Annotated in this window: 24 protein-coding genes; 15 read left to right on the top strand and 9 right to left on the bottom strand. The window is 67.3% G+C overall.

Annotated features, from left to right (window positions below; translation table 11 throughout):
• The first annotated feature begins 15 nt into the window (after nt 1–15).
• A complete protein-coding gene (locus ASF32_RS04130; protein WP_056423936.1) occupies nt 16–396 on the top strand; it encodes an SUF system Fe-S cluster assembly protein in 381 nt (126 codons plus the stop codon).
• Nucleotides 397–402: 6 nt separating this feature from the next.
• Here ASF32_RS04130 and ASF32_RS04135 read toward each other — a convergent pair whose 3' ends face one another.
• On the bottom strand, nt 403–984 hold the full coding sequence (locus ASF32_RS04135) for a Uma2 family endonuclease (protein WP_156467677.1): 582 nt from the start codon (nt 982–984) through the stop codon (nt 403–405).
• A gap of 178 nt (nt 985–1,162) precedes the next feature.
• Between ASF32_RS04135 and ASF32_RS04140 the strand changes: the two genes are divergently transcribed.
• The gene (locus tag ASF32_RS04140; RefSeq protein WP_056423941.1) at nt 1,163–1,540 is read left to right on the top strand and encodes an iron-sulfur cluster assembly accessory protein; all 378 of its coding nucleotides are present in this window, start codon (nt 1,163–1,165) and stop codon (nt 1,538–1,540) included.
• Nucleotides 1,541–1,591: 51 nt separating this feature from the next.
• Here the strand turns inward: ASF32_RS04140 and ASF32_RS04145 are convergent, their stop codons facing one another.
• A complete protein-coding gene (locus ASF32_RS04145; protein WP_056423942.1) occupies nt 1,592–2,659 on the bottom strand; it encodes a GGDEF domain-containing protein in 1,068 nt (355 codons plus the stop codon).
• A gap of 117 nt (nt 2,660–2,776) precedes the next feature.
• Nucleotides 2,777–4,411, bottom strand: coding sequence for a DEAD/DEAH box helicase (locus ASF32_RS04150; RefSeq protein WP_056423944.1), 1,635 nt, complete (start codon nt 4,409–4,411; stop codon nt 2,777–2,779).
• A 319-nt stretch (nt 4,412–4,730) separates the two neighbouring features.
• On the opposite strand from ASF32_RS04150, the gene ASF32_RS04155 reads away from it, so the two are divergent.
• From ASF32_RS04155 to ASF32_RS04175, 5 genes are all read left to right on the top strand, one after another.
• On the top strand, nt 4,731–6,233 hold the full coding sequence (locus ASF32_RS04155) for an NCS1 family nucleobase:cation symporter-1 (RefSeq protein ID WP_056424493.1): 1,503 nt from the start codon (nt 4,731–4,733) through the stop codon (nt 6,231–6,233).
• Between the two features lie 17 nt (nt 6,234–6,250).
• Nucleotides 6,251–6,979 carry an aspartate/glutamate racemase family protein gene (locus ASF32_RS04160; RefSeq protein ID WP_056423946.1) on the top strand — a complete coding sequence of 243 codons (729 nt, stop codon included), beginning with the start codon at nt 6,251–6,253 and terminating at the stop codon, nt 6,977–6,979.
• A gap of 99 nt (nt 6,980–7,078) precedes the next feature.
• Nucleotides 7,079–7,690, top strand: coding sequence for a hypothetical protein (locus ASF32_RS04165; RefSeq protein WP_056423949.1), 612 nt, complete (start codon nt 7,079–7,081; stop codon nt 7,688–7,690).
• A complete protein-coding gene (locus tag ASF32_RS04170; protein WP_056423950.1) occupies nt 7,683–8,063 on the top strand; it encodes a transcriptional regulator in 381 nt (126 codons plus the stop codon). The genes ASF32_RS04165 and ASF32_RS04170 overlap by 8 nt, the downstream gene beginning before the upstream one ends.
• Nucleotides 8,064–8,101: 38 nt before the next feature.
• Entirely contained in the window at nt 8,102–8,812 is a 711-nt protein-coding gene (locus tag ASF32_RS04175) for a di-trans,poly-cis-decaprenylcistransferase (protein ID WP_056423952.1), read from the top strand.
• 172 nt (nt 8,813–8,984) lie between these two features.
• On the opposite strand, the gene ASF32_RS25100 is transcribed toward ASF32_RS04175, so the two are convergent.
• A complete protein-coding gene (locus ASF32_RS25100) occupies nt 8,985–9,182 on the bottom strand; it encodes a hypothetical protein (RefSeq protein WP_056423954.1) in 198 nt (65 codons plus the stop codon).
• Nucleotides 9,183–9,318: 136 nt separating this feature from the next.
• On the opposite strand from ASF32_RS25100, the gene ASF32_RS04185 reads away from it, so the two are divergent.
• Both ASF32_RS04185 and parE read left to right on the top strand, forming a co-directional pair.
• Nucleotides 9,319–11,307 (top strand): PhoX family phosphatase, encoded by a 1,989-nt coding sequence (locus ASF32_RS04185; protein WP_056423957.1) that lies wholly within the window; start codon nt 9,319–9,321, stop codon nt 11,305–11,307.
• 298 nt (nt 11,308–11,605) lie between these two features.
• Nucleotides 11,606–13,696 (top strand): DNA topoisomerase IV subunit B, encoded by a 2,091-nt coding sequence (gene parE, locus ASF32_RS04190; RefSeq protein WP_244483590.1) that lies wholly within the window; start codon nt 11,606–11,608, stop codon nt 13,694–13,696.
• 186 nt (nt 13,697–13,882) lie between these two features.
• On the opposite strand, the gene ASF32_RS04195 is transcribed toward parE, so the two are convergent.
• From ASF32_RS04195 to ASF32_RS04220, 5 genes are all read right to left on the bottom strand, one after another.
• Nucleotides 13,883–14,713 carry a porin family protein gene (locus tag ASF32_RS04195; RefSeq protein WP_056423958.1) on the bottom strand — a complete coding sequence of 277 codons (831 nt, stop codon included), beginning with the start codon at nt 14,711–14,713 and terminating at the stop codon, nt 13,883–13,885.
• Between the two features lie 705 nt (nt 14,714–15,418).
• Entirely contained in the window at nt 15,419–16,216 is a 798-nt protein-coding gene (locus ASF32_RS04205; RefSeq protein WP_056423962.1) for a formylmethanofuran dehydrogenase subunit C, read from the bottom strand.
• Nucleotides 16,213–17,169, bottom strand: a complete 957-nt coding sequence (gene fhcD, locus ASF32_RS04210; RefSeq protein ID WP_056423964.1) for a formylmethanofuran--tetrahydromethanopterin N-formyltransferase — start codon at nt 17,167–17,169, stop codon at nt 16,213–16,215. The genes ASF32_RS04205 and fhcD overlap by 4 nt, the downstream gene beginning before the upstream one ends.
• Nucleotides 17,170–17,221: 52 nt before the next feature.
• Nucleotides 17,222–18,865, bottom strand: coding sequence for a formylmethanofuran dehydrogenase subunit A (locus ASF32_RS04215; RefSeq protein ID WP_056423966.1), 1,644 nt, complete (start codon nt 18,863–18,865; stop codon nt 17,222–17,224).
• Nucleotides 18,859–19,938 carry a hypothetical protein gene (locus ASF32_RS04220; protein ID WP_056423967.1) on the bottom strand — a complete coding sequence of 360 codons (1,080 nt, stop codon included), beginning with the start codon at nt 19,936–19,938 and terminating at the stop codon, nt 18,859–18,861. The genes ASF32_RS04215 and ASF32_RS04220 overlap by 7 nt, the downstream gene beginning before the upstream one ends.
• Before the next feature lie 330 nt (nt 19,939–20,268).
• Between ASF32_RS04220 and ASF32_RS04225 the strand changes: the two genes are divergently transcribed.
• From ASF32_RS04225 to ASF32_RS04250, 6 genes are all read left to right on the top strand, one after another.
• Nucleotides 20,269–21,255: a beta-ribofuranosylaminobenzene 5'-phosphate synthase family protein gene (locus tag ASF32_RS04225; RefSeq protein ID WP_056423969.1), complete on the top strand. Its 987-nt coding sequence runs from the start codon at nt 20,269–20,271 to the stop codon at nt 21,253–21,255.
• Nucleotides 21,256–21,380: 125 nt separating this feature from the next.
• A complete protein-coding gene (locus ASF32_RS04230; protein WP_056423972.1) occupies nt 21,381–22,274 on the top strand; it encodes an NAD(P)-dependent methylenetetrahydromethanopterin dehydrogenase in 894 nt (297 codons plus the stop codon).
• Nucleotides 22,275–22,468: 194 nt separating this feature from the next.
• Complete coding sequence (locus ASF32_RS04235) at nt 22,469–23,638, top strand: ATP-grasp domain-containing protein (protein WP_056423974.1); 1,170 nt, start codon at nt 22,469–22,471, stop codon at nt 23,636–23,638.
• Nucleotides 23,635–24,621, top strand: a complete 987-nt coding sequence (mch, locus tag ASF32_RS04240) for a methenyltetrahydromethanopterin cyclohydrolase (RefSeq protein WP_056423976.1) — start codon at nt 23,635–23,637, stop codon at nt 24,619–24,621. Before ASF32_RS04235 ends, mch begins: the two co-directional genes overlap by 4 nt.
• A 164-nt stretch (nt 24,622–24,785) precedes the next feature.
• Nucleotides 24,786–25,700, top strand: a complete 915-nt coding sequence (locus tag ASF32_RS04245) for a RimK family alpha-L-glutamate ligase (protein WP_056423978.1) — start codon at nt 24,786–24,788, stop codon at nt 25,698–25,700.
• Nucleotides 25,697–26,542: a triphosphoribosyl-dephospho-CoA synthase gene (locus ASF32_RS04250; protein ID WP_056423980.1), complete on the top strand. Its 846-nt coding sequence runs from the start codon at nt 25,697–25,699 to the stop codon at nt 26,540–26,542. The genes ASF32_RS04245 and ASF32_RS04250 overlap by 4 nt, the downstream gene beginning before the upstream one ends.
• The last annotated feature ends 146 nt before the right edge of the window (nt 26,543–26,688 follow it).

Genomic DNA, 26,688 nt, shown 5'->3' on the forward strand with positions numbered 1-26,688 from the left:
CATGAGGACGACACCATGAGCGACGCAGCCATCACCGGAGGGGCCAATACCCCCGCCATCGCCAGCGCCTCGGCGATCCCGCCGGAGGAACTCGACCGCCTGACCGACGATATCGTCGCCGCTTTGAAGAGCGTCTACGATCCCGAGATCCCGGCGGACATCTACGAGCTCGGCCTGATCTATAAAGTCGACATCGCCGATGACCGCACGGTCGCCATCGACATGACCCTGACGGCCCCCGGCTGTCCGGTGGCCGGCGAGATGCCGGGCTGGGTCGAGACGGCGGTCGCCGCCGTGCCGGGTATCCAGTCCTGCAGCGTCACGATGGTGTTCGATCCGCCGTGGGACCAGAGCCGGATGTCCGACGAGGCCCGCGTCGCCCTCGATATGTGGTAGCGCGGTTCAGAGGGGCGGCTCTTCGGCGGCGAGATCCCGGCGCCGCGGGAAGCTCAGCCTGTCAGAGATGTCTGCCAGTGCCAATGCGGCACCGATCGCCGGGAGGGCGATGACGGCCTCCAGACCTTCGAAGGTCTCTATCTCCCAGGCGTCCCTCTCACGCGCGAAGAGCAAAGCCTGCGGCTTCAGGGGCTCGACGAGGAGGATGTAGGCGAGGGTCGGATGCCGCTTGTATTCTTCCATCTTGCGGGTCTGATCGATGGAGGTGGTTGAGGGCGAAGCCGCCTCGACCACGAGCTTCGGCTCCCGCACTTCGTAGGTATCGGTCACCAGCGTCGCGCACTCGACCATCACGTCTGGACGACGCAAACCTTTGATGCTGGTGCGGATGGCAATATCGGCTGTCATCGGACGGCATGGCTTGCCGCGGAGCTGATTGCCGAAGCTGACGATGATGTTCACCGTCGCCCGGTCGTGCTGCATGCTCGCCCCCGTCATCACCCGGTGCCGCGGCACCGGGTGGCCGTCGACGAGTTCGCAGAGTTCGTCCTGACCGCTTTGCCAATCGAAGAACTCTTCCGGGGTCATGGTCCTCCGCCCCGCGTCCGCCATCGCTCCCTCAGCCTCGCAGTGCGAACGATATCATACCCATGCAGGCCTTGCTGCGTCCCACGGCAGTGGACCGCAGCCTTCGCCATCCTTATCTTAACGGCGTACTGCCATCCTCAACCGCCCGGGCCTTGAACCCGGCTGCCGGAGAGATCTCATGCTCAAGAATTTCAAGGTCCTGTCGCTGACGGATGCGGCGGCGGACCGGATCAAGGCCATCATCGCGGATGCGGACAAGCCGATCGCGGGCCTCCGCGTCGGCGTCAAGAACGGCGGCTGCGCCGGCATGTCCTACACGATGGAATATGCGGAAGGGCGCAACCCCGGCGAGGACATGGTGGAGGATCGCGGGGTGACGGTCTTCGTCGACCCGAAGGCGGTCTTGTTCCTCCTCGGCACCGAGATGGACTTCAAGACGACCAAGCTGTCGTCCCAGTTCGTGTTCAACAACCCGAACCAGACCTCGTCTTGCGGCTGCGGCGAATCCGTCGCGATCACGCCGGCCAATCCCGAAGTGCTGCGCGCCTCGGCCTGAGGCCGAGCTCGCCGGGACGCGAGGGTCCGGCCGGCAGAACCGGCTCGGCCTTCATGCGACGGCGGTGAGCACGTCCAAGGCAACGCGGGAATCGTCCACGGTCCGGTTGCGGCCGTCGCGCTTGGCCATGAACATGCATTGGTCGGCGCGTTCGAGGAGCGACACGGCGGTGTCCCCCGGTCGCGAGGTCGCGACCCCGAGGGAGATCGTCACCTTGCCGAGGGACTCTCCCGTGGTCCGCTTCACCAGCTCACGCCCCATCACGCTTGCACGGACCTTCTCTCCGATGGCGACGGCCGCGTTCCGGTCGGTTTCGGGCAGGAGAATACCGAACTCCTCGCCGCCGAAACGCGCGAGGGTGACGCGAGCCTTCAGGTGCTCGCGCATGACGATGGCGACGAGGCGCAGCACTTGATCGCCCGTGAGGTGGCCATAGACGTCGTTGAAGCGCTTGAAGAAATCGACGTCGATGACGATCAGGCTACAGGGAAGCGCTTGGTTCGCCGCGGCCTCGACCATCTTGCGCAGACTCTCCTCGAAATGCTTGCGGTTAGACAGCCCGGTGAGGGGATCGGTGAGGCTCTCCAGCCGCGTCGCCTCCAGCGTCTCGCGCAGGGTCTCGATCTCGCTGCGGCTCTCGCGCATGCGTGCTTCGAGCGTGCGGTTATTGGCGGTGATCTCCCGGGTCGTCGCCACGAGTGTCGTAACGATCTCACGGACGCGGGCGCGGTTCTGGTCCGAGACGTCGAGATCGCGCGATAACGCCTGAAGTGACGCGCCATACTGCGCGGTCGATCCGAGGGAGAGGTCCATCACCTCCATGATGCCCTCGATTTCGGCCAGCATGTTCGCGTTCATCCGCTCGGTGGCGGCGACGAGACGGCGACTGTCGACATACGTCTCGTAGAGGGAATCCACATCGGAATCGGAGAGGCTGCCATTCTCCGTGGTCAGCCTCTTGATCGCGTCGTTCATCAGCGGCTGGGTGCCGGACACGTAGGCATACCAGACGGAATAGGCCTGGGGGGTCGCCGAGGAGCCGTAATCCCGCATCAGCACGTTGGCGCGGTCGGACAGTGCGAAGGTTCGCTCCCTGTCACCGTAGCTTCCGTGGCTCATCAACCCGCCTGCTTCCCGAACCGGCATTCAGGATGCTGAATGACGAGATGTCCCCGTTACCCCACTGATGGTGGAGATGCAGTTAAAAGGGCAGGGAACAATTTGTGGCTCGGCGCGTTAGGTCGACTTTTTGATCACGGCCGGGCGCAGGAGGAAGGCTGGCACATGCTCGCCAAGACCGAGCGGCGTATCGCCATCGTCATCGTCTCTGCGACGGGGTGACGGACGGCGTTCGTCGCGGCCGCGGTCCGACGAGCCTCGGCGGGAATCTTGACCGCGTGGATCAGGGTTGCGAGCCTCTTGCGGCGGACGAGAAGGCTCGCGCCGGCGCGGAACCTGGACGATTGCCTCGGGCGTGGGGGACTCGGCCACAGCATCGACCTGTGCGGGCTCGGAACGCCGCGAGGGCTGGCGCTCGCGTGATGAGCGCCGGCCTTCCGACTTGCCGCCTTCCGACTTACCATTCTCGGACTTGCCGCTTTCGGGCTTGCCGCTTTCGGACTTGCTTCCCTCGGATCTTCCGCCCTCGCCACCGCGTGAGCGCCGAGCGGAGTCCCCGCTGCGTCCGCGATGACGTGTGCGGGTCTCTTCCTCGACCACCACCGGCGAGGGCTCGGCCAGGGTGCCGAGATCGCCCTCAGCCCAGGGGATCGGCTGACCGATCAGGCTCTCGATCGCGGTCACCGACCGTTCGTCGGAGCGGGTGACCAGGGTGAAGGCATGCCCGGCGCGACCGGCACGGCCCGTACGCCCGATCCGGTGCACGTAGTCTTCCGGGTGATGCGGCACGTCGAAATTGAAGACGTGGCTCACCGCGGGAATGTCGAGGCCGCGAGCCGCGACGTCGCTCGCAACCAGCAGCGGAACTTCACCGGAGCGGAATCCATCGAGGGCGACCGTGCGCGCGCGCTGATCCATATCGCCGTGAAGGGCCGCGACGTTGAAACCGTGGCTCGCCAGCGACTTCTGCAGCAGCGCCACGTCGCGCTTGCGGTTGCAGAAGATGATGCCGTTGTTGAGTTCGGCCTCACCGCGGATGAGACGGCGCAGGAGATCGCGCTTCTCGTGCCCCTCCGACCCTGCGGCGACCAATTTCTGCACGATCGTCGTCGCGGTGGAGGCGGGGCGCGCCACTTCGATCCGCTGCGGGTTATGCAGGAACACGTCAGCCAGCCGCTCGATCTCGGGCGGCATCGTCGCGGAGAAGAACAGGGTCTGGCGCGTGAACGGCACCATCTTCACGATGCGCTCGATATCGGGAATGAAGCCCATGTCGAGCATCCGGTCCGCCTCGTCGATGACCAGGAGCTCGACCCCGGTGAGCAGCAGCTTGCCGCGCTCGAAATGGTCGAGCAGGCGGCCGGGTGTCGCGATCAGAACGTCGGCGCCGCGCATCAGCTTGGCATCCTGCTCGGCGAAGGACACGCCCCCGATGATCAGGGCCACGTTGAGCTTGTGGTTGACGCCGTAGCGGTCGAAATTCTCGACCACCTGGGCAGCGAGTTCGCGGGTCGGCTCAAGGATCAGCGTGCGCGGCATGCGCGCCCGTGCCCGTCCATTCTCGAGCAGGGTGAGCATCGGCAAGGTGAAGGCGGCGGTCTTACCCGTCCCTGTCTGGGCGATACCAAGGACGTCACGGCGCGCCAGAACGTGCGGGATGGCTTGAGCCTGGATCGGTGTCGGGTCCGTGTAGCCCGCGGCCGTGACGGCCTGGAGGACCTTGTCGCTCAATCCGAGGTCGGCAAAAGACATATGCTGATGTGAACCGTTGCGCGCAGGAACTCGTAACGATCCGCGCGGAGAAGATCGTCGTGGGCTAGGCTCCGCGGTCCGTTCGAAAAGGGTCGTTCGAATACAGGACCAGCCGCGCACACGCGTTGCGGGACACTTAGAGCCTTGAGGTGTCTTGTCAATCGACCACGGGCAAAGCACCGTCGTTTATCCGGTGCATACGGCGTCCTGCGAACGAGAAGCCGAAGAGTCGGGGGTACTGTCAAGCTGGCACACGCCCTGCTTGAGCGAGCGCCGGTAGGACATGGGCTTCGGCCCTCACACGAAGGGGGACGAACTCATGTCACATAGCGCCTCGATCACCGAGCCGGCCGCGTCCGGAGGTGCCGTTCCCGATTCCCATGCGGATGTGGTGATCAAACCCGGCTACGACGACCGCCTCACCAACGAGGATCTGGCCCCGCTCAGGAAACAGAGTTGGGGCACCTACAACTTCTTCGCCTTCTGGATGTCGGACGTCCACAGCGTCGGCGGCTACATCACGGCGGGCAGTCTTTTCTCCCTCGGCCTCGTGAGCTGGCAAGTGCTGGTCTCGCTGCTCGTCGGCATCCTCATCGTGCAATTTTTCTGCAACCTCGTGGCCAAGCCGAGTCAGGTCACGGGCACGCCCTATCCGGTGATCTGCCGGGCCTCCTTCGGCGTGAAGGGCGCCAACATCCCCGCCATCATCCGGGGCCTCATCGCGGTCGCCTGGTACGGCATCCAGACCTACCTCGCCTCCAGCGCCTTCATGATCGTCGCCTTGCGCTTCTATCCTGAGCTGAAGCCCTATGCCGACGTGGCGCAGTTCGGCTTCGCCGGCCTGTCGAGCCTCGGCTGGGTGGCCTTCATGGCCCTTTGGGTGATCCAGGCCCTCGTGTTCTGGCGCGGCATGGAGGCGATCCGCAAATTCATCGATTGGGCCGGCCCCGCCGTCTACGTCGTGATGATCGCCCTGGCGGTCTACCTCGTGGCCAAGGCCGGCGTGGCGAATGTCGGCCTCACGCTGGGCGAGGTGAAGTACCGGGGCTGGGACGCCCTGCCGGTGATGCTCAATGCGGTCGCCCTGGTCGTCTCGTACTTCTCCGGGCCGATGCTGAATTTCGGTGACTTCTCACGCTACGGGAAGTCATTTCCCGCGGTGAAGGCCGGTAATTTCTGGGGCCTGCCGGTGAACTTCATCGGTTTCTCGCTGCTCACCGTCATCACCACCTCTTCGACCTTGCCAGTCTTCGGCCACCTCATCATCGATCCGGTGGAGACGGTGAGTAAGATCGACAACACCTACGCGGTGGTGCTCGGCGCCTTCACCTTCATGACGGCGACGATCGGCATCAACATCGTGGCGAACTTCGTCTCCCCGGCCTTCGATTTCTCGAACGTGGCTCCGCAGCATATCAGCTGGCGCATGGGCGGGATGATCGCGGCCGTCGCCTCGATCTTCATCACTCCGTGGAACCTCTACAACAACCCGGCCGTGATCCATTACACGCTCGACATCCTCGGCGCCTTCATCGGTCCGCTCTTCGGCATCCTGATCGCCGACTTCTTCATCGTGCGGAAGCAGCATGTCGTGGTGGACGACCTCTACACGATGAGCCCGACCGGAACTTACTGGTACGATGGCGGATACAATCGCGCCGCGATCTACAGCGTCATTCCCTCCGCCCTGGTGCCGGTGCTCTGCGCCGTCATCCCGGCCCTGGGAAGCGTGGCGAATTTCAGCTGGTTCATCGGCGTGGCCCTGGGCTTCTCGATCTATGTCGTCCTGATGCGTAAGAGGGCCGCCGCGGCCAAGGCCTGACCGGAGACCGATTCCCTTTGCGCATCCTGCTGATCAACCCCAACACGACCGAATCCGTCACCGACCTGGTCGCCGCGCATGCGCGGCGAGTGGCGGGCGACGCCGTCGAGATCGTGGCGGTCACCGGGCGCTTCGGTGCCCGCTACATCACCAGCCGGGCCGCGTCGGCGATCGCGGCCCATGCCGCCCTCGACGCGCTGGCCGAGCACGCCGAGGGTTGCGACGCGGTCTACCTCGCCTGTTTCGGAGATCCGGGACTCGGAGGCCTGCGCGAGATATCCCCGCTGCCGGTGGTCGGCATGGCCGAGGCCTCGTGCCTCGCCGCCACGGCACGGGGAGGGCGCTTCGCCATCGTCACCGGGGGCGCCCTGTGGGGACCGATGCTGGAGGAGTTCGTGGCGGGGATCGGCCTCTCCGACAAACTCGCCGCCATCCGCACCATCGCCCCCACGGGAGACCGCATCGCACGGGACCCCGAGGCGGCCCTGGCGGATCTGGCCGCCGCCTGCACCACCTGCGCCATCCGCGACGGGGCGGATGTGGTGATCCTCGGCGGAGCGGCGCTTGCCGGCCTCGCCGAACGCATCCAGCCGCATGTGCCGGTGCCCGTCCTATGCTCGGTGGAAGTAGGGACCCGTGCGGTCCTCGCCGCCGCGATCTGCGGCTTGCCGCCGGGCCAGCCGGCGCCGTCCATCGAGAGCATCGGCCTGTCGCCGGCCCTGGCCGAGCGGCTGGCACAGGAGTGACAGAGCTCCGCACCCGCTGATTCCACGTGCCTGACGGCACTTGCGGACAGGCGCAGGATCAGCTTACTTTGCGATACAAAGTTGATCCGGGAGCATCGGATGTCCGATCTCGATAGAGCCCTCGCCGATATCGTGGCGATCCGCACGCAACTCGCCCGCGGCGACGCCTTCTGCGGGTTCGGACCCTCCGCCATCGCGGCCACGGGCGTCCTCGCCCTCGGCACCACCCTGGCGCAGCATGTCTGGCTCGACGACCCGACCGAACAGCCGCTACTGTTCCTAGGCGGCTGGATCGTCACCGCCCTGGCCTCCGCCGGCCTGATCGGCGCCGAGATGCGAGCCCGTTCGCGTCGCGACCATGCGGGGCTCACCGACACGGCGATCGTGAACGCGGTGGAGCAGTTCCTGCCCGCCGGCGCGGCGGGCGCCTGCCTCGCCCTGGTCCTGGTACAGGTTTCGCCGGAATCCCTGTGGATGCTGCCGGGGCTGTGGCAGATGCTGGTGAGCCTCGGGCTCTTCGCCTCGGTGCGGTCCCTGCCGAAAGGCGTCGCGCTGCCCGGCGCCTGGTACATGGTGGCGGGCCTCGCCGTGCTCATGCTGGCGAGCGCCGACCACATCCTCTCGCCCTGGACCATGGGACTGCCCTTCGCCGTCGGCCAGTTTCTGATGGCCATGATCCTCTACCGTGCCCGGGAGGACAGTGATGCGTGATGCTCCCTTCGCGTATGACGGCCTCGACCGGGTCATTCACGAGAAGGCCCGGCTCGGCCTCCTCACCTCGCTGATGGCGGCTCCGAAGGGGCTGGCCTTCGGCGACCTTAAGCAACTCTGCGGCCTCACGGACGGTAATCTCAACCGTCACCTCCAAGTGTTGCAGGAGGCCGGCTTCGTCGAGATCAGGAAAGGGCAGGGCAAGAGCCATGGTGGCACCCGCCCGCTGACGACCTGCCATCTGACGCCGACCGGCCGGACTCGCTTCCTCGATTACCTCGCCGTCCTCGAACAGGTGGTGCGGGACGCCGCCAAGGCCGCCGAGATGGCGGCCGAGAGCGCGGGCCTCCCCCTCGTCGCGCGTCCGGCCTGACGCCTGGACTCCGTCTTTTTTTGCCAAGGAACTCTGCGATGCAAAGCGAACAGACGCCCGGACTGCATGTGGGCATCATCATGGATGGCAACGGACGCTGGGCCTCGGGGCGCGGACTGCCCCGCGCGCTCGGTCACAAGGAAGGCGTCGAGGCGATCCGCCGGGTCGTGGAGGCGGCGCCGAAACAAGCCATCGGCACCCTCACCCTTTATGCCTTCTCTTGCGACAACTGGAGACGTCCGGAGGCGGAGGTCTCCGCCCTGATGGGGCTGCTCCGGCTCTACCTGCGCAACGAGATCGCCCGTTTGGTCGAAAGCGGCGTACGTCTCAGCGTGATCGGCCGGCGCGACCGCTTGCCCGAGGGACTCGCCGCCGCCATCGGCCGAGCCGAGGCCGTAACACTCGAGGGGAAAGCCCTGCATCTGCGGATCGCCGTCGATTACTCCGCCCGCGATGCCATTCTCGCCGCCGCGCTCGCCAGCGCCAGCAATCCCGGGATGACCCGCACCACCTTCTCGACCCTGGTGACGGGCGATGCCTGTGTCCCCGAGGTCGATCTCGTGATCCGCACCAGCGGCGAGCAGCGGCTTTCCGATTTCCTGCTCTGGGAGAGCGCCTACGCCGAACTTCACTTCACCCGCCGCCATTGGCCTGATTTCGATGCCGGAGACCTCGAAGACGCTCTCGCCGCCTACCGCAATCGCGACCGCCGCTTCGGAGGGCTGGCTACCGGGTCCGTGGCGGCCTGAAAAGCTGAGCCGACGATTGGCGAGGCAGGAGGCTGAACGGTCGGGTCAAAGACTACCCTCTCACCCTTCGGCAGGCTGTTTTCCTTGCGATATGATGGTTCGGTCGGCTTGAGCCAGGCATAGCTTCGTCGGCGAGCAGACGGCTCCCTCGACCTTTAGGGCTGCGCTGCCCTCAGACGAAAAAGAGGAAGGCTCCGAAGCTCGCTAGGAAGCCCGCAAGAGACACCGCCGAGAGAGCAAGAAATTTGGAGGATGCCGTCGATCCATCGTCGGCTCCGTCCTCGATGGGCGAGAAGGCACGACCCGCAGCCTGCGACGCGCGGATGAGATCGTCGTGGCGCACCATTCTCAAGGCTGCAGACGGCGCCATGTCGCTCTCCCACCGATCGGTTCTATGTGCGGAAACGCACAAACCAGAGATTGGTTCCCGACCCGACCCGACCCGTCATCGCCCCGCCATGTCCGGCTCCTAGGATCTGCCACCTAGTCACAGGACGAGTTCCACCATGACCGAGCCGCTGCGCACCCGCTCGCAGGCCGCCGAAGACGGCGAGGATGGAGGCACGAATACGAGCGGCAACGCCACGTTCGGCGATGTGGTCGCCGCGCGGTTCGACCGGCGCGATCTGCTGCGCGGTCTCCTCGGGGTCGGCGCCATCGCGGCGGTGGTGACGCCCCGCGCGCTCGCGGCCGCTCCGGCTGCGGCGGCGCAGGGACGGGCGACGCCGTTCCCGTTCAAGGAGATCGAAGCGGGTTCGGACACCCACCATCACGTGGCCGAGGGGCACGATGCCGACATCCTGATCCGCTGGGGCGATCCAGTCCTGCCTGGCGCGCCTGCTTTCGATCCGCGGAACCAGTCGGCGGAGGCCCAGGCCCGGCAATTCGGCTACAATAACGACTTCGTCGGTTATTTCCCGATGCCCGGCGCCGCCGATCCGGCGGCGCACGGACTTCTCGTGGTCAATCACGAATACACCAACGAGGAGCTGATGTTCCCCGGCCTCGGCCGCCAGGATATCAAGACCGTCGCGTTCAAGGGCATGAACCGCGAGCTCGTCGATATCGAGATGGCCGCCCATGGCGGATCGGTGATCGAGGTGAAGCGAACGGACGGCAAATGGGCCGTGGTGCCGAACTCGCCTCACGCCCGGCGCATCACCGCGGAGACGGTGATGACTTTGTCCGGTCCCGCCGCAGGCTCCGACCGGCTGAAGACGACGGCCGATCCTGTGGGCCGTACGGTGAAGGGCATGATCAACAACTGCGCCGGCGGAACCACCCCCTGGGGGACGTGGCTCACCTGCGAGGAGAACATCAACTACTACTTCCGAGGCACACTCGCCGAGGGCTCGGGGGAGGCGGCCAATCACAAGCGCCTCGGCCTACCGGGCAATGCCTATGCCTGGGGCCGCTTCCACGAGCGGTTCGACCTGTCCAAAGAGCCGAACGAGCCGAACCGCTTCGGCTGGGTCGTGGAGATCGACCCGTTCGATCCCGCCTCCGTCCCGACGAAGCGCACCGCCATGGGCCGGTTCAAGCACGAAGGCGCCGCCGGCATCGTCTCGAAGAGCGGCCGCTACGTGGTCTACCAGGGCGACGACGAGCGTTTCGACTACGTCTACAAGTTCGTGACGGACGCGGCCGTAAATCTCGCCGACCGGCAGGCCAACCGCGATATCCTGGATTCCGGCACGCTCCACGTCGCCCGGTTCGATGCCGACGGACGCGGCGCCTGGATGCCGCTGGTCTTCGGACAAGGCCCCCTAACGACGGAGAACGGGTTCCGCTCCCAGGCCGACGTGGTCATCGAGGCACGGCGTGCCGCCGACCTCCTCGGCGCCACCAAGATGGATCGCCCGGAAGACGTCGAGGCCAATCCGAAGACCGGCAAGGTCTATGTCATGCTCACCAACAACGTGAAACGCAAACCCGACGAGGTGAACGCCGCCAATCCGAGGCCCGACAACCGCTTCGGCCACATCGTGGAACTGACTCCCGACGAGGGCGACCATGCGGCACCGGGCTTCGCCTGGGAGATCCTCGTCAAATGCGGCGATCCCTCCATCGCTACGGTCGGCGCCACCTTCTCCTCCGCGACGACGAAGGACGGCTGGTTCGGCATGCCGGACAATTGCTCGGTCGACGGACAGGGTCGGCTCTGGGTCGCCACCGACGGGAACTCGCCATCGAAGACGGGCCGGAACGACGGAATCTGGGCCATGGAGACGGACGGGCAGGGACGGGGAACCGGCAAGCACTTCTTCCGGGTGCCCAACGGCGCGGAGATGTGCGGCCCCTACTTCACACCGGACGACACCACGTTCTTCGTCGCCGTCCAGCATCCCGGCGAGGCCGACGAGGAGGATCCGAAGGCCGCCCCCGCCACGTTCGAGGCACCTTCGACCCGGTGGCCGGATTTCGACGATGCGATGCCGCCCCGCCCGGCCATCGTCGCCATCACGAAGCGCGGGGGCGGCCGGGTCGGAAGCTGACCGCTCGATCTTTCCAGCTGGACACTGGATCCCCCTCCGTCGCCGCTGAATGGCGGCCCTGTCGAACCGGCGTCGTGGAACTTGCCCCCATTGCGCCGCAACTCCTTCAGAGTGCCAGCAGGGGTACGGATAACGACCCGGGAAAGGGCAGGGCGCAGCGACCGCGCCGGTCCCTCCGAAATCCCGACGACACAGCGTTAAGGGAATCGGCGCAAGCTGTGCAGGAACACGGGGAGAGACCTCCCGCGCCCTCATGGCGGCGCTTCACGTTTCCGTTTCGTTCCTGTATGGTTGGCACATGACTCAGCGCGAGACCTCACGCCAGGCCGTTGCGGCCCCCGCCGTCGGCCGGCCGAGCGATCTGTTCGCAGGCGGCCAGGCGCCGGTTCGCGGTGCCAAGGCTTCCTCGGCCGCCCGGGCGCCCCTCGACAAGGCGCCCATCGAAACAGCCGAGGCCGGCTACGACGCCTCGTCGATCGAAGTGCTGGAGGGGCTGGAGCCCGTCCGGCGCCGGCCGGGCATGTATATCGGCGGCACCGACGAACGCGCCCTGCACCATCTCTTCGCCGAGGTGATCGACAATTCCATGGACGAGGCTGTGGCCGGCCATGCCAGCTACATCGAGGTGGAACTGGAGGCGACGGGCCACCTCGTCATCACCGATAATGGACGCGGTATCCCGGTGGACCCGCATCCGAAATTCCCCGGCAAATCCGCCCTCGAAGTGATCATGACGACGCTGCACGCCGGCGGAAAATTCGACTCGAAGGTCTACGAGACCTCGGGCGGCCTTCATGGCGTCGGCATCTCCGTGGTCAATGCCCTCTCGGACAGCCTCGAAGTCGAGGTCGCCCGCAGCCAGACCCTGTACCGCCAGACATTCTCGCGCGGCCACGTGCAGGGGCCTCTGGTGGAGGTCGGCCGGGTGCAGAACCGTCGCGGCACCCGGGTGCGCTTCCATCCCGATGCCGAGATCTTCGGAGCTCTGAAATTCGATCCGCGCCGGCTGTTCAAGATGGCCCGGTCAAAGGCCTACCTGTTCGGCGGCGTCGAAATCCGCTGGCGTTGCGCGCCGTCCCTGATCGAGGGGATGGACGACGTCCCGGCAGAGACCGTGCACCGCTTCCCCGGCGGCCTGCGCGATTATCTCGCCCGCGATCTCGAGGGCAAGGAACTCGTCACCGATGCGGTTTTCGCCGGCAAGATGACGAAGCCCGGTGGCCATGGCTCCCTCGAATGGGCCGTCGCCTGGATGGTGGTGGAGGACGGGGTCTCGCACTCCTATTGCAACACCATCCCCACCGCCGAGGGTGGCACGCATGAAAGCGGCCTGCGCGTCGCCCTGCTGCGGGCGCTGCGCGAACATGCCGAACGCGTCGGCCAGGCTAAGCGCATGACCTCCGTCACAACGGATGACGTCATGGCGACCTGCGCCTCGATGCTCTCCGTCTTCATCCGCGAGCCGGAATTCCAGGGCCAGACCAAGGACAAGCTCGCCACAGTGGAAGCCTCGAGGATTGTCGAGACGGCGATCCGCGACGCGTTCGACCATTGGCTCGCCGCCTCCCCGGCCCAGGCCAACAAACTTCTCGACTGGGTGATCGACCGGGCCGAGGAGCGCCTGCGCCGACGCCAGGAGAAAGAGGTCGCGCGCAAATCCGCGACCCGCAAGCTACGTCTGCCGGGCAAGCTCGCCGATTGCTCGAAGGCCGGTACGGCCGGCTCGGAAATCTTCATCGTCGAGGGTGATTCCGCCGGTGGCTCGGCCAAGCAGGCGCGCGACCGCGCCAGCCAGGCGATCCTGCCCCTGCGCGGCAAGATCCTCAACGTGGCCTCGGCCAGTCGCGACAAGATGGGCGCCAACCAGCTCATCTCCGACCTGACCCAGGCGCTCGGTTGCGGCACAGGCAACAGTTACAAGGGCGAGGATCTTCGCTACGAGAAGGTCATCATCATGACCGACGCCGATGTCGACGGCGCCCATATCGCATCCCTGCTGATCACCTTCTTCTATCGCCAGATGCCCAAGCTCATCGACAAGGGCCATCTCTACCTCGCGATCCCGCCGCTCTACCGCCTCCAGCACGGCGCGAAGACGGCCTATGCCCGTGACGATGCCGATAAGGAGCGGGTCATCAAGACCACGTTCAAGGGTGCCAAGGTCGAGATCAGCCGCTTCAAGGGGCTCGGCGAGATGATGCCGGCGCAGTTGAAGGAGACGACCATGGACCCGAAGAAGCGCACCCTTCTGCGCGTCGCGGTCCTCGACGAGGCGCGCGTCTCCACGGGCGACGCCGTGGAGCGGCTGATGGGCAACAAGCCCGAAGCCCGCTTCGCCTTCATCTCCGAACGCGCCGCCTTCGCCGACGAGGCCGTGCTCGACATCTGATGCCGAGTGCGGGTTGAGGCGGGCTGATCGAGGTCTGGCATGAGACAGGGGAAACACCGCTTCCCCGTCACTGTGCGACGAACCCATACCAACGCAAAAAACCCGGCCGCGAGGCCGGGTTTTTCGTTTGGACGATCCTGAGCCGCGCAGCCCTCGAGAAGGACTGCGCGGAGATTATGGACGATCCTAGTAGGTGCCGAACTTGTAGTTCAGGCCGGCGCGGACGACGGCGAACTCGTCGTCGCGACGACCGCTGCTGATCGACTGCACGACAGCGTTGTTGGCAGCGGTGTTGATGATGAAGGCGCCCTGGTTGCGGGTGCCGCGATCGAGGTTCACGTACAGGCCTTCGACCTTCAGCGTCACAGCAGAAGCGCGGAAGAAGTTGAAGAACGAGTCGGTGGGGAGAGCGTATTCGATACCACCGCCGACGGCGTAGCCGGTGCGGAAGTCGTCGTTGCCCTGGAAGCCGCCGAAGCTACGGTCGGTGCTGCCAGCGCCGTAAGCGAAGCCGCCGGTGCCGTACACGAGGGTGCGGTCGAAAGCGTAGCCGAGGCGACCGCGGACGGTACCGAAGAAGTCGAGGCTGGAGAGGCCACGCGGGTCGTTGATGGCGAAGCCGGGAGCGGCAACGACGCCCGAGTCACGACGCTTGGCGCCGAAATCGAGGTACTGGGCGTCGGCTTCGATACCGACGACCACGCCCGAACCCGGGGTGAACTGATAGTTGTAACCGATCTGCGCGCCGCCGGAGAAGCCGTCCTGGCTGTCCTTGCTGAACGTGGCGACCTGCGGGGTGCCAGCGGCGGTGAAGCGGCTCGCCACCGGGAAGGAGTTGGGGCCTTCCTTGCCGGCGTCGAAAGCGTAACCGGCGTTGATACCGGCGTAGAAGCCCGTCCACGTGAAGACCGGGACCGGAACGAAGACCGGCGGAGCGGCGCGACGGGGAAGGTCGGCGGCCGAAGCGACAGCAGTCAGGCCGGCGAGAACGGTCGTAGCGAGAAGCAGTCTTTTCATTGTGTGTCTGGTCCTGATGGGCATTAAGCCTGAGCGCTTGTAGGCTTGGTCGGGCGTGAGGTCTGTCGCATTCCTGCAACAACATCCATCGAATACAGCAGCAGCCGTCAACGAAGGGTAAAGGTTAGACTCAGGTGAGGAATTGGGAATCAGCCACGTGTTCTGGCGCACCTGAGGGTATTTCTCCTTCAGAGCGACCGATGATCCAGATCCACCGGTGCGACATCCGCTCCGCACCTTCTACAACCATTTGTTAATCAGAATAATTCTGCATCATTCAGATCAGCAACAATGATCACTGTGATGTTCGCGAGAACGGTGTCCGGCTTTCAAGGGGACGACGCAGCTCCTGCATGGGAGCGGGGCCTGGCAAGTAAATGCAGGATTGGGTGTCGCGCAGGTCCGGCGATCTTGAGACTCGTACCGTAGAAACCGGTTTTCGGGTCGCGGCGACGCCTAGCCGGCATATCTCGAACGGAGCGATCGTACCGATCCGGCGTCTCGTCTCCGAGGAAACGAACCTTGCGAGCCATGATCTGAGCGATCCGGGCTTCCTGGCCAGCGCCGTGGCCTATGCGTCCAGAGCCCCGGAGAATGAGGGCGGGGCGATCAACGGTCGATCAGCAGGATCGCACCGGGCTAACGGATACGTGATGGCTCCGCCGACGGCGCAGAGCGCCGCCGGCAAGGGACTCGCCCGGTTTCTCAGGCGGCCGTAACCCAGAGTTCACCCTTGCCGAGGGTGGCGAGATCGCCGGAATAGCGCTTGAGCGCACCCGCGGCGAGGTCGGCATGGGCGGGGCTGAGGGCGCGCAGGGATCGGGCGAGCAGGCGCAAGAACACGAGATCGTGCGTTCCCGTCTCGACGAAACTCGGGCTCAGGGCACCGTGTCCGCCTGCGAGGATCGTCCCACGCCGCATGCCGTAGCCCGGATGGTCACCCACCGAGAGGGCCGCGATCGTGCCTGCGATCATCCGCGATCCGGCATGAGCCCCGGCGGATCCGACCAGGATCAGCCCGCGCCGCATGCGGTCGCCGAGATAATCGCCGGCCGAGCCTCGGATCACCAGCGTGGCGCCGTCGAGTCCGGCCTTGGCGGCATAGACTGCGCCGCCCGCATGATCGCCGGCATCCCCTTCGATGGTGATCGTGCCGCCCTTGGCACCCGATCCAGCATAGGGGCCGGCCGATCCCGTGACCGTCACCGCGCCCGATGCCATGCCTGCGCCGAGGCGCTGGCCGACATCGCCGACGACCCGGATCGAACCGCCGCTGAGCGAGGCACCGACACTGTCGAAGCGGGATGACCCGCCCTCGATGGTCAGGCTGTCGGAGCCGTCGAGGCTGATCGCGAAGACGTCGCCCAGCGTCAGGCCGCGTCGGCTGGTGCCGATGGGGAGCCTGGCCGCTTCGGCCTCGGAGAGGCCGCTCAGCGAGAGCGGATTCACATGGAGAAAATCGAGCCGCTCCGGCGGCTCCTGGCGCAGGGTGAGGGTGCTCATGCCGCTCCAGCCTCGCTCGCCGGCTCCTTCGAGAGCAGGTCCTTCAGGTGATAATGGTGGCGGCCGAGATTGCCGCCGTAATTGCCCGCCGTCACCGCCACGAGCCCGTGCGCGGCACCCGCCTCGGTGGAGGCGTGGAGCGCCGCGCGCATGGATTCGGCCACCGAGCGCGAGGTGAGCCCGTCGATGACGATCTCCAGCACCACGCCGACCTCCGCCGCGAGTTCGGAGCCGGCCCGGCCTTTGAGGGTCGGGCAATAGGCGTCGTTGGTGGAGGCCATCATGCCTTTCGTCCGTGCTCCGACCTTGGAGCCGGAACGGACGATGCCGCCAGGGAACGGCAGGATCACGTCCGCCACCGAGCGAGCGGCATCCACCGCGATCTCCGCGACCTTGAGGGTCTCGGCATGGTTGCGGCCGAGGAACAGCAGGTTGCCGCCGCCCACCGCGCCGTCCACTGCGCGGACGAAATCCTCACACAGGAACTCGCCGTCCATCACCGGCACGCGCCAGTAGCGCCGCGCCTTGCCGGAGCCGGGGTCGGTCAGACGCTTGGCCACCGCGAACCCGTCACCGAAATACCGGATCGCGCCGCCGAGCTTGATCTTGTGAGGCCCGTCGACGCCCGCATAGCAGGCGGTGCCAGGACAGGTGAGGATGCACTGGCCGACGCGCTTGAGGAGTTGGTCCTTGAGGCCGTTCGGCTCGAAGCCGAACAGCAGCACGCGCACGCCGGGGCGGCCGTCCGGAGTCTCCTCCGGCGAGAGCTCGCAATCGATCCCGGCCTCGGCGCCGCAGCCGATCACCGAGGTAGCGAACCCGGTCATGGTCACGGCGGCGATCATCGCCCATTTGGCGGTGTCGTTGGTGATGATCAGCGCCGTACCGGCGACGTCGAACGCCTCGGCGAAGGTGTCGATCACCGGAATGCCGTTGAGGGTGAGGTCAGCCATGGTCAGTCACCCATCCTCACGCGACGCATCGTCTTCGAGCCCTGCAGGATCTTCATGCGCGACATGCCACGTCCTCGAACACGTCTCCCGCGGGGAAGGCCGCGTCCGGCACGGTGAAGCTGTCGAGGCCGGTGCCGAAGCGAGCGTCGAGATAGGCGTCGGCGCGCGTCACCATCGCCTTGTCGGATTCGACGACGAGCTCCAACGTCCGGCCCGAACGCCAGTTCACGATCTCGCCATCCTCGACGATGACCTCGCCGTCCTTCAGGACGAGTCGGGCACGGGCGAACATCGCGGTCCGGTTCTTGTCGTCCCGGTAGATTGCGACATCGGCGCGGGCGCCCTCACGGAGATGGCCGCGATCGGCGAGGCCGAGGAGCTTGGCCGGGCCGGACCGCGTCAGCTGGGCGATCTCGGAGAAGGAATATTCCCGCTCGATTCCGCACAGGCCGGACCGCTCGGCGATGACCTTGTGCAGGCCGGCGATCTCACGGTCGCGCTCCTCCTTGTCCATCAGCAGATGGATGATCCGCGGATATTCGGTGAAGGGGCCGCCATTGGGATGGTCGGTGGTGAGGATGGTGCGCTCCGGATCGCCCGACAGCAGCATCAATTCGAGGCCGATCGCCCATTGCAGGGAGCTGACCGGGCCGCGCGGCTTGTACAGGAACGGCACGATGCCGCCGCCTTCCGCGTCGCCCGCCGTGATGATCCACTTCTTCGGGTTCGCGCCCTTGCGGCCGGCGAACTGGCGGATCACGTCCAGCGAGATCGTCACGGTCTGGCCGAAGGCGACCTGACCCACGTCGAACGTGGCGTTGGGGTGCCGCTCCATCGCCTCCGTGATTCGCTCGGCCGCAGAGCGGAAGCCGCCGGTGGCCGGGTTGGCAGGATCGGCCGCGCCATAGGCATAGAATTGCGCATGGGCGAAGTGGATGCGTCGGCCCTCCGCCGCTTCCATCGTCGCCACGAACGAATCGTCGGCGCCGGGAATGCCGAGATTGTTGGCATGGACGTGGAGCGGATGCGGGACACCGATCTCCTCCACCGCGTCGAGGAGGGCGTTCATGATCTTGCGGGTGGTGAGCCCGTAGACTGGGATCTCCTCGTCGAGGCTGAGATTGAGCATCCCGTCCTTGAAGGCCGAGGCGCCTCCCGCATTGATGCACTTGACGCCGAGGCCACGCGAGGTCGCCACCGAGAGGGCGACGAGGTCCCGCACCGCAGCCTTGCCCTCGCGCTGGCGCAGCAATTCGAGGAGCTGGTCGTCGTTGCCCATCACCGTAAGGGCGCCGCGGTCGAGCAGCGGGATGTCGGCGAGTTCGAGCTGCGTCGCGAGCGCGTTGGTCGGCGGCATCGCCGGCTCGACGGCGACGGTGTAGCCCATCCGCGCGTAATTGGCGCCGATCCAGGCGGCGGAACCGCCGGCATGAGCGAAGGGATGGCCTTCTGGCGCGGCCTCGCTGGCATAGAGATCGGGCAGCAGCAGGCGGCTCATCACCACGTTGCCGCCGGCGATATGCGAATGCACCTCGACGCCTCCCGCCATCACGACGCAGCCGGAAGCATCGATGGTCCGGTCGGGCTTGCGCTCGGAGGCGGCGACGACATGGCCGTCCTCGATCCAGACATCACCGATACCGTCGCGGCCGGCGGTAGGATCGACGACCCGGCCGCCCTGGATCAGGATCAGCATGAGACGCCCTTCTTCTGCGTGAGGCGATCTTGGATGGCGGCGAGTACGCCGGCCGCCGTGAGGTCGGCCGGTTGGCCGACGGGGGGCGAATAAGTGATCGCCGCGCGACGCTCGTTCCACAGGGCGCCGCCGGCGGTCTCGCCGGGCACTCCCACCGCGATGACGATGTCGGCGACGTCGCCCGTGGCCTCGGGGCTGCCCTCGCCGACAATGGCGATGGTCGGCAGGCTGCCGAGCCAGTCCGGGCGTGGAGCAGGGATGGCGGCGAGCCACAGGGCGGCATCGACTTCACCGGCGGCCACCTGGCGCGCGCTATCGAACCGCCAGGGATCGTGCTCGGGCAGGTCGCGTCCGAAACCGACCCGCGGCGGCTGGCCGGTGGTCCAGGAGGCGAGCTGGGTCACGGCACGCCCCTGGAACCCGTCGGAGATGGAGAGCGCGAAGAAACGCGTCAGGTCGTTGAGGTCGCGGACCAGACCCTGCAGCATCTCCACGCCGAGCTCACCGAGCTCGGCCGCATCGTAGAGAACGACGCCGTATTGCGCGGTCGTGAGGCGACGGGCGAGGTCGGCAAAGGCCGCTTCGCCGGAGAGGTTGCCCTTCACGTAAGCGCGCAGATGCGCCACCGAGACGGCGAGCCCGCCGGTATCGGCGGGATAGGCCACGTGCCGGGTGGCTCCGTTGCCGGGACCGCCGAGGGAGAGCAGCGTCCGCTCCGAGCCGGCGGCGCGGCCGCGCACCGGCGCGGAGGAGGCGATCTCCTGCACGATCGGGCGGTCCCACGGCCGAAGGCCGACGACCAGTACGGCATCGGCCCGGCCGATCGCCTCGGCCGGCGTCGTGTTGAGGTTACCGAACTGACTGAGAGGACCGAGCTCCGCATAGAGTCCGTCGCCACCGGCGGGATCGACGGAGGCGCCGATCAGTCCGGCCAGATGATAGGCCGCCCTCACTGCGCTCGTATCCGCACTCAACCCCGTGACGATCGGGGTCTTCGCTGTGGCGAGGAGCGTCGCGGCGGCCTCCACCGCCGCGCTCACGTCCACCGCACCACCCTTTACCCAGGCAGCCATGCCTTCACCTTGGAGAACGAGGGCCCGGCACGCGCTGTGTTCAGCGTCGCGCACGGCGGGACTGCGCCAGTCCATTCCTAGTGGGCCGGCACGTTTGCATCGCGGAGACGTCGCAAGCAACCCCCCACGCTCGCCGCTTCGGGGCAATCGCATGGAGGCAATGGCGATCGCGATGGCGGGCGGTGCTTGCGAGCGGTCGGCCCTCCGTGGGAGAAGCCGGCAACCGGGCCGTCGTCTCGAGCGCGGTTTTGCTCCCGCCACCGACCGACGGGACGAGGATGCGGCTGACACGCGCCGGGACGGGAGCGTGTCACGATAAAGGAGCTCGCCGTGGACCGGATCGCCGACGAACGGCCTCTCAGCCAGGAAGCGGCGACACGCGGCGCAGTCCGGGTGCACGCACCCGCGCGCCTGCATTTCGGGTTTCTCGATCTTCATGGCGGCCTCGGCCGGCGCTTCGGGAGCATCGGCCTCGCGGTCGACGCCCCCTCCATCGATCTCACCGCGAGGCCGGCGGCGGGGCTCCGGGTGGACGGGCTCGAGGCCGGGCGCGCCAGGGGCTATGCCGAGGCGGCGGCGCGCCATCTCGGCATCGCAGGGCACGCCGCCCTACAGGTGGACCAGGCGATCCCCGCCCATGCCGGTTTCGGCTCGGGCACGCAGCTCGCGCTGAGTGTCGCCGCGGCGCTGGCCGCCCTCGACGGCCGTCCCTTTTCACCCGACGCCTTCGCCGATGCCCTCGACCGTGGCAACCGGTCCGGCGTGGGCCTCGCCGCCTTCACCCAAGGCGGGCTGATCGTCGACGGGGGCCGAGACGCCAGCAATGGCCCGCCGCCCCTGATCGCGCGTCTCGCCTATCCTGAAGCGTGGCGGGTGCTGCTCATCCTCGACGAGGGCATGACGGGAGTGCATGGCACCCGTGAGGTCGAGGCTTTCCGTGACCTGCCGCGCTTTCCGGAGGCGCAGGCGGCCGAGATTTGCCGCATCGTACTGATGCAAGTGCTGCCCTCCGTCGCCACGGCGGAGCCGGAAGGGTTCGGGGCTGGCATCACCACCATCCAGCGGTTGATCGGCGACCACTTCGCGCCGCATCAGGGAGGGCGCTATGCGAGCCCCGCCGTGGCGGAGGCCCTGGCGGCGATCGCCGCCAGGGGGGTGGCCGGCTACGGCCAGAGTTCATGGGGGCCGACCGGCTTCGCCCTCCTGGCGTCGGAGGCCGAGGCCCAGGCGCTCAAGGCCGACCTCGAACGTCCCGGTTCCCTGCGCTTCGTGATCGCGCGCGGACGCAACAGCGGCGCCTCGGTCACGCGACTTTAAGGGAACCTGGTGCATAAGCGACGCTTGACCATGCCGGCCCAGGCCGGTTCTGGATGTAGACGTGAAAGAAACCATGCGAGAGGCGACCCCGCGAGGGAGTCGGACACTTGCGGAGGAGACAGACGATGGCCCGTTCGATTCTGCATATGCTGACGCCCCTCAAGCATATGAGCCCGTTCGACGTGAACATGGCTGTGGATGCTGGCTTCGAGACGATCGCGACCTATACGGACGTAACCCTGCCGGACGTGACCTCCCTGGTGCAGGATTCGATCTTCTCCCGCTCGCCCCAGGACGGTACGCGCACCAGCATCTTCATCGGCGGTAAGAATGCCGAGGACGCCCTCGACATGATGGACCGGGCGAAGAAAGCCCTGGTACCGCCCTTCGCCAATCACATCGTGGCCGATCCGGCCGGGTCCTTCACCACCGGTGCCGCCATGGTCGCCGAGGTGACCCGCGCCCTCAAGGCGAAGTTCGGCACCGACCTGAAGGGCAAGCGCATCGTCATCTTCGGCGGAGCCGGCGTCGTGGCTTATGTGGCGGCGGTGATCGGCGCGCTGGAAGGCGCCAAGACCGTCCTCGTCGGGCATGATGGCGAGGAGCGTGTCAGCAAGATCGCCTTCACGATGAAATGGCGATTCGGCATCGATGTCGGCGCCGTGGACGGCTCGACCGGCGATGCGCGCCGCGCCGCCATCGCCGAGGCCGACGTGATCCTCTCGGCCGGCCCGGCCGGCATTCCGATTTTGTCCGCCCAGGATCTCGAATCGGCGCCGAAGCTCCTCGTCGCCTCCGACGTGAACGCAGTACCGCCCGCCGGCATCGCTGGAATCGACGTGAACGCCAAGGACGTGGCGCTGCCCACGGGCAAGGGTATCGGCATCGGCGCGCTCGCGGTCGGCAACGTCAAGTACCAGACCCAATCGCGCCTGTTCCGCCAGATTCTCGCTGCCGACGAGCCCCTCTGCCTCGATTTCCGCGACGCCTACAAGGTCGCCGTCGAGGTGGCGGGCTGACGGGCACTCATCTGCTCGCTCGATCCTACCCATGACCTCATCCTGAGGTGTCCGCGAAAGCGGGCCTCGAAGGAGGTCTCCAGCTCCCGCCGAGCAAACTGGAAGCCTCCTTCGAGGCCTTCGCTTCGCTCGTCGCCTCAGGATGAGGCAGGGTGGTGGGAGCAGCGTAGGAGTGATCCAAAGCGATCGCCGCAATGGCAGCATCATCCGAACGGCGTCCGTCCCAGGGTGACGCACTTCTCATCGCCGCCCAGTCCGGGCGCGCCCTGGCGCAGGCCGCGCGCAGGGCGGGCCTGCGCCCCTATGTCCTCGACCTCTTCGGCGATGCCGACACCCGCGCCCTCACCGAAGGCTATCGCCCCGCCGAGGGCCGTTTCGGCGAAGGGCTGACGGGGGAGGGTGTTCTGGCCGAGCTCGATGCCCTGGCCGCCAAGACGGACAAGCCACCGATCGGACTGGTTCTCGGCAGCGGCTTCGAGACCGCCCCGGACCTGATGGAGGAACTGGGCCGGAGCCACAGGCTGCTGGGGGCCACGCCCCGCTCGGTCCGGGCCCTGAAGGATCCGTTCGCCTTCGCCGCCCTCTGCGCGCGGCACGCGATTCCCCATCCCGAAGTGACACGGGACCTTCTGGCTGACCGATCGGGCTGGCTGGTCAAGCGTGCCGGCGGGTCCGGCGGCAGCCATATCCGCCCCGCGGGCATGGGCCGGGCCCCACCCGGCGCCTACTTCCAGAGACGCGTCGATGGAACAGCCCATGCGGTCGCCTTCCTGGCCGACGGGCGCGAGGTGGCGATCCTGGCGGTGACCGAGCAATGGAGCGCGCCGTCTGCCTTACGCCCCTTCCGCTATGCCGGTGCGCTGGAACGGGCGGCCCACGAGCCGCCTTTCCTGGCCGCCCCCGCCCTCGACGCGATCACGGCGGCGATTGGTAGCCTCGTCGCCGCGACGGGGCTTCGCGGCCTCGCCAGCGCCGACCTCCTCGTCTCCGAGGCGGGATGGTGGCTCACCGAGATCAACCCGCGCCCAGGAGCCACGCTGGACATCCTGGACCGACGCGACACGCCACTGCTGACCGCGCATATCGACGCGAGCCTCGGCGTTTTGCCGCGAATCGAACCAGCACCGGTGGATGCGGCGGCCACGGAAATCTGGTACGCGGCAGCCGGCTACGCGCCGATGCCGCCCCTCGACTGGCCGGATTTCGTTCGCGACCGCCCACAATCCGGCGCCCCCGTGGCACGCGATGCACCGTTATGCACCGTGTTCGCCCAAGGTCCGGACTCGGCCGCCACCCGAGACCTATTGCGTGTCCGGGCCGCCACTCTGCGGACCCTGCTCGCCCCGACGGAGGAAGCCCGATGACCACCCATCCCCCCGCCACGCTCCGGACTACGCCGAGCCTGAACGCCCTGTCCGCTCCCCTCGTGGAGAAGCTGGTAGCGGACGCCGAGGCCCTGCGCCTTGCCGTCACCACCGAGAACGGCGCGCGCATGGTCGATGCCGGCGCCACCGTGCGCGGCTCCATCGAGGCCGGACGGCGCATCGCCGAGATCTGCCTCGGCGGCCTCGGCACCGTCTCGATCGTTCCCACAGGACCGATCGCGTCCTGGCCCTATTCCGTCGTGGTGCATTCCGCCGATCCGGTTCTGGCCTGCCTCGGCAGCCAGTATGCCGGCTGGTCGCTTGCCGACGAGACCGGGGATTCCGGTTTCTTCGCCCTGGGTTCCGGCCCCGGCCGCGCCGTCTCGGTGGTGGAAGACCTCTATAACGAGCTCGGCTACCGTGACACGGCCAGCCGGACCGCCCTGGTGCTCGAAGCCGCCGGCGGACCGCCCGCCTCCGTCATCGCCAAGGTCGCCGAGGCCTGCGGCCTGTCGGCCGAGGCCCTGACCTTCATCTACGCACCGACCCAGTCGCTGGCCGGCTCGACACAGGTCGTCGCCCGCGTCCTCGAAGTCGCCCTGCACAAGGCCCATACCGTGGGCTTCGACCTGCACAAGATCGTCGACGGCATCGGCTCGGCCCCGCTCTCGCCGCAGCATCCCGACTTCATCCAGGCCATGGGCCGCACCAACGACGCCATCATCTATGGCGGCCGGGTGCAGCTCTTCGTCGAGGCCGACGAGGCGGATGCCAAGCAGCTGGCCGAGCAGCTTCCCTCCACCACCTCCGCCGATCACGGGGCGCCCTTCGCCGAGATCTTCGGCCGGGTGAACGGCGATTTCTACAAGATCGACGGCGCGCTCTTCAGCCCGGCTGAGGTCATCGTCACCTCGGTGACCACCGGCAAGAGCTTCCGCGGTGGCCGGCTGATGCCGGAACTGGTGGAAGCCTCCTTCAGCTGAGGCCCATCACGCAACCCTCCCCCCCTCCGCGGGGGAGGGTGGTCGCGGAGCGACCGGGAGAGGGGAAGCCCTGTCCGGAACCGGCGCTCCCCTCTCCCGACCCGCTTCGCGGGCCACCCTCTCCCGCAAGGGGGAGAGGGATCGACGTCGAGGTTGCGAACAACATGCGCATCGGGCTCGCGGCCGATAACGGCAACTGGCACAAGGCCCGATTGAGGGCCGCCCTGGAACATCTCGGCGCCGAGCCGGTGCTGTTTTCGCTCGCCGACGTGGCGGTGGTCACCGGCGCGGGTGAGCCGCTCCGGGTACCGGGCTTCTCCGACGGGTTGCCCGACGGCGTCCTCCTGCGCACCATCGCCGGGGGTACCTTCGAGGCCACCACCATGCGGCTCGGCGTGCTCCACGCCCTCGTCGCATCCGGAGTCACGGTCTGGAATTCCCCCGGTGCCATCGAGCGCTCGGTGGACAAGGCCATGACGAGCCTCCTCGTCGCCAGGGCGGGCCTGCCCACTCCCGACACCTTCGTCTTCTCCAGCCGCGAGGCCGCCGCCGCCTGCGTCGCCCGCGAGGCGGGACCGGGCCGGCCACTGGTGCTCAAACCGCTCTTCGGCTCACAGGGCGAGGGTTTGCAGCTCATCGAACGGCCGGAAGACCTGCCCGCCGAGGAGGCCGTGTCGCGGGTCTACTATCTCCAGCGCTACATCGCGCGGAACGACGGCCTCTGGCGCGATTACCGCGTCTTCGTCTGCGAGGGCCGGGCCATCGCCGCCATGATCCGCGAAGGCGACGGCTGGATCACCAACGTCCATCGCGGGGGCCGGCCATTGCCCTGGGCGATGCCGGAGAAGGCTGCCGAGCTCGCCGAGCGGGCCGCCGCCGCCATCGGCGTCGACTATACCGGTATCGACCTTGTGGAAGACGGGGAGGGCGGATACCTCGTCCTCGAAGTCAATTCCATGCCGGCCTGGTCGGGCCTGCAGCAGGTCACCGAGGTCGACGTCGCGGCCGCCGTAGCCCGAGGCTTCCTCAACGCCGTACGGGCAGCGAGGCCCCCCCGGCTCCTCGCGGCATCGGGATGAGTGGGCTTTCGCCGGAGGCGATCGCCACGGCCTACCAGGCGTGCTGCTTGGCCGAGCTCGATGCCCTGAAACCCGGAAACGTTCATGTTTTCGGCGACGGCCACCGCATGGCGGTGGCCGATTTCGTCACGAGCGCCGAAATTTCCGCTCCCCATCTCGCGGAACCCGGCGCGCGGATCGGCCGGCGCGTCCGCACCGCCATGGAGGCGACCCTCGGCGCGGTGGGCCAGAATACCAATCTCGGCATCCTGCTCCTCTGCGCGCCCCTGGCGCGCGCGGCCGAGAACGGCGGCCCCTTGCGCGCGGCGCTCTCGCACGCTCTCGATGATCTCGACGCTGCCGATGCGACCGACGTCTTCGCGGCGATTCGCGCCGCCAATCCGGGCGGCCTCGGCCGAGTCGAGCGGCACGACGTAACCGAATCGGTGGCGCCCGCCAGCCTCGTCGCTGCCATGGCGGAAGCGGCCCCGCGCGATCGGATCGCCCGCGCCTACGTCACCGATTTCGCCGACATCTTCGGCATCGGCCTGCCCGCATTGGCGGCGGCGCGCGGCAAGGGTCTCACGCCCCCCTGGAGCACGACCGCGGTCTTCCTCGGCTACCTCGCGGCCGTCCCCGACAGCCATGTCGCGCGCAAGCACGGGCCAGACCGCGCCGACGCCCTGCGCGCCGAGGCGGCGGAGCTTCTCTCTCTCGATCTCGCCACGCACCCCGTCACCGAGCTCTTGGCACGGGACCGCTCGTGGAAGGGCCAGAACCTCAATCCGGGCACCAGCGCGGACATGACGGTGGCCACCCTCTTCGCCGACCGATTGCTGGCGGCCGGGATGGAACAACCGTGACACCGGCCACCCGGTGCCGGCGGAGTGCGCCATAATTCATGAAACGGCGCGTTCAACCCCCCGTTAGACAAAGATTTTGCTCGAATCCGCCCCCCCTGCAGGGTTGTTCCGGCAGAGACCCCAGAGTAGGGTCCGCGCCGCGATCC

Origin of the sequence: Methylobacterium sp. Leaf91, assembly GCF_001422815.1 — a bacterium.
Taxonomy (GTDB): domain Bacteria; phylum Pseudomonadota; class Alphaproteobacteria; order Rhizobiales; family Beijerinckiaceae; genus Methylobacterium.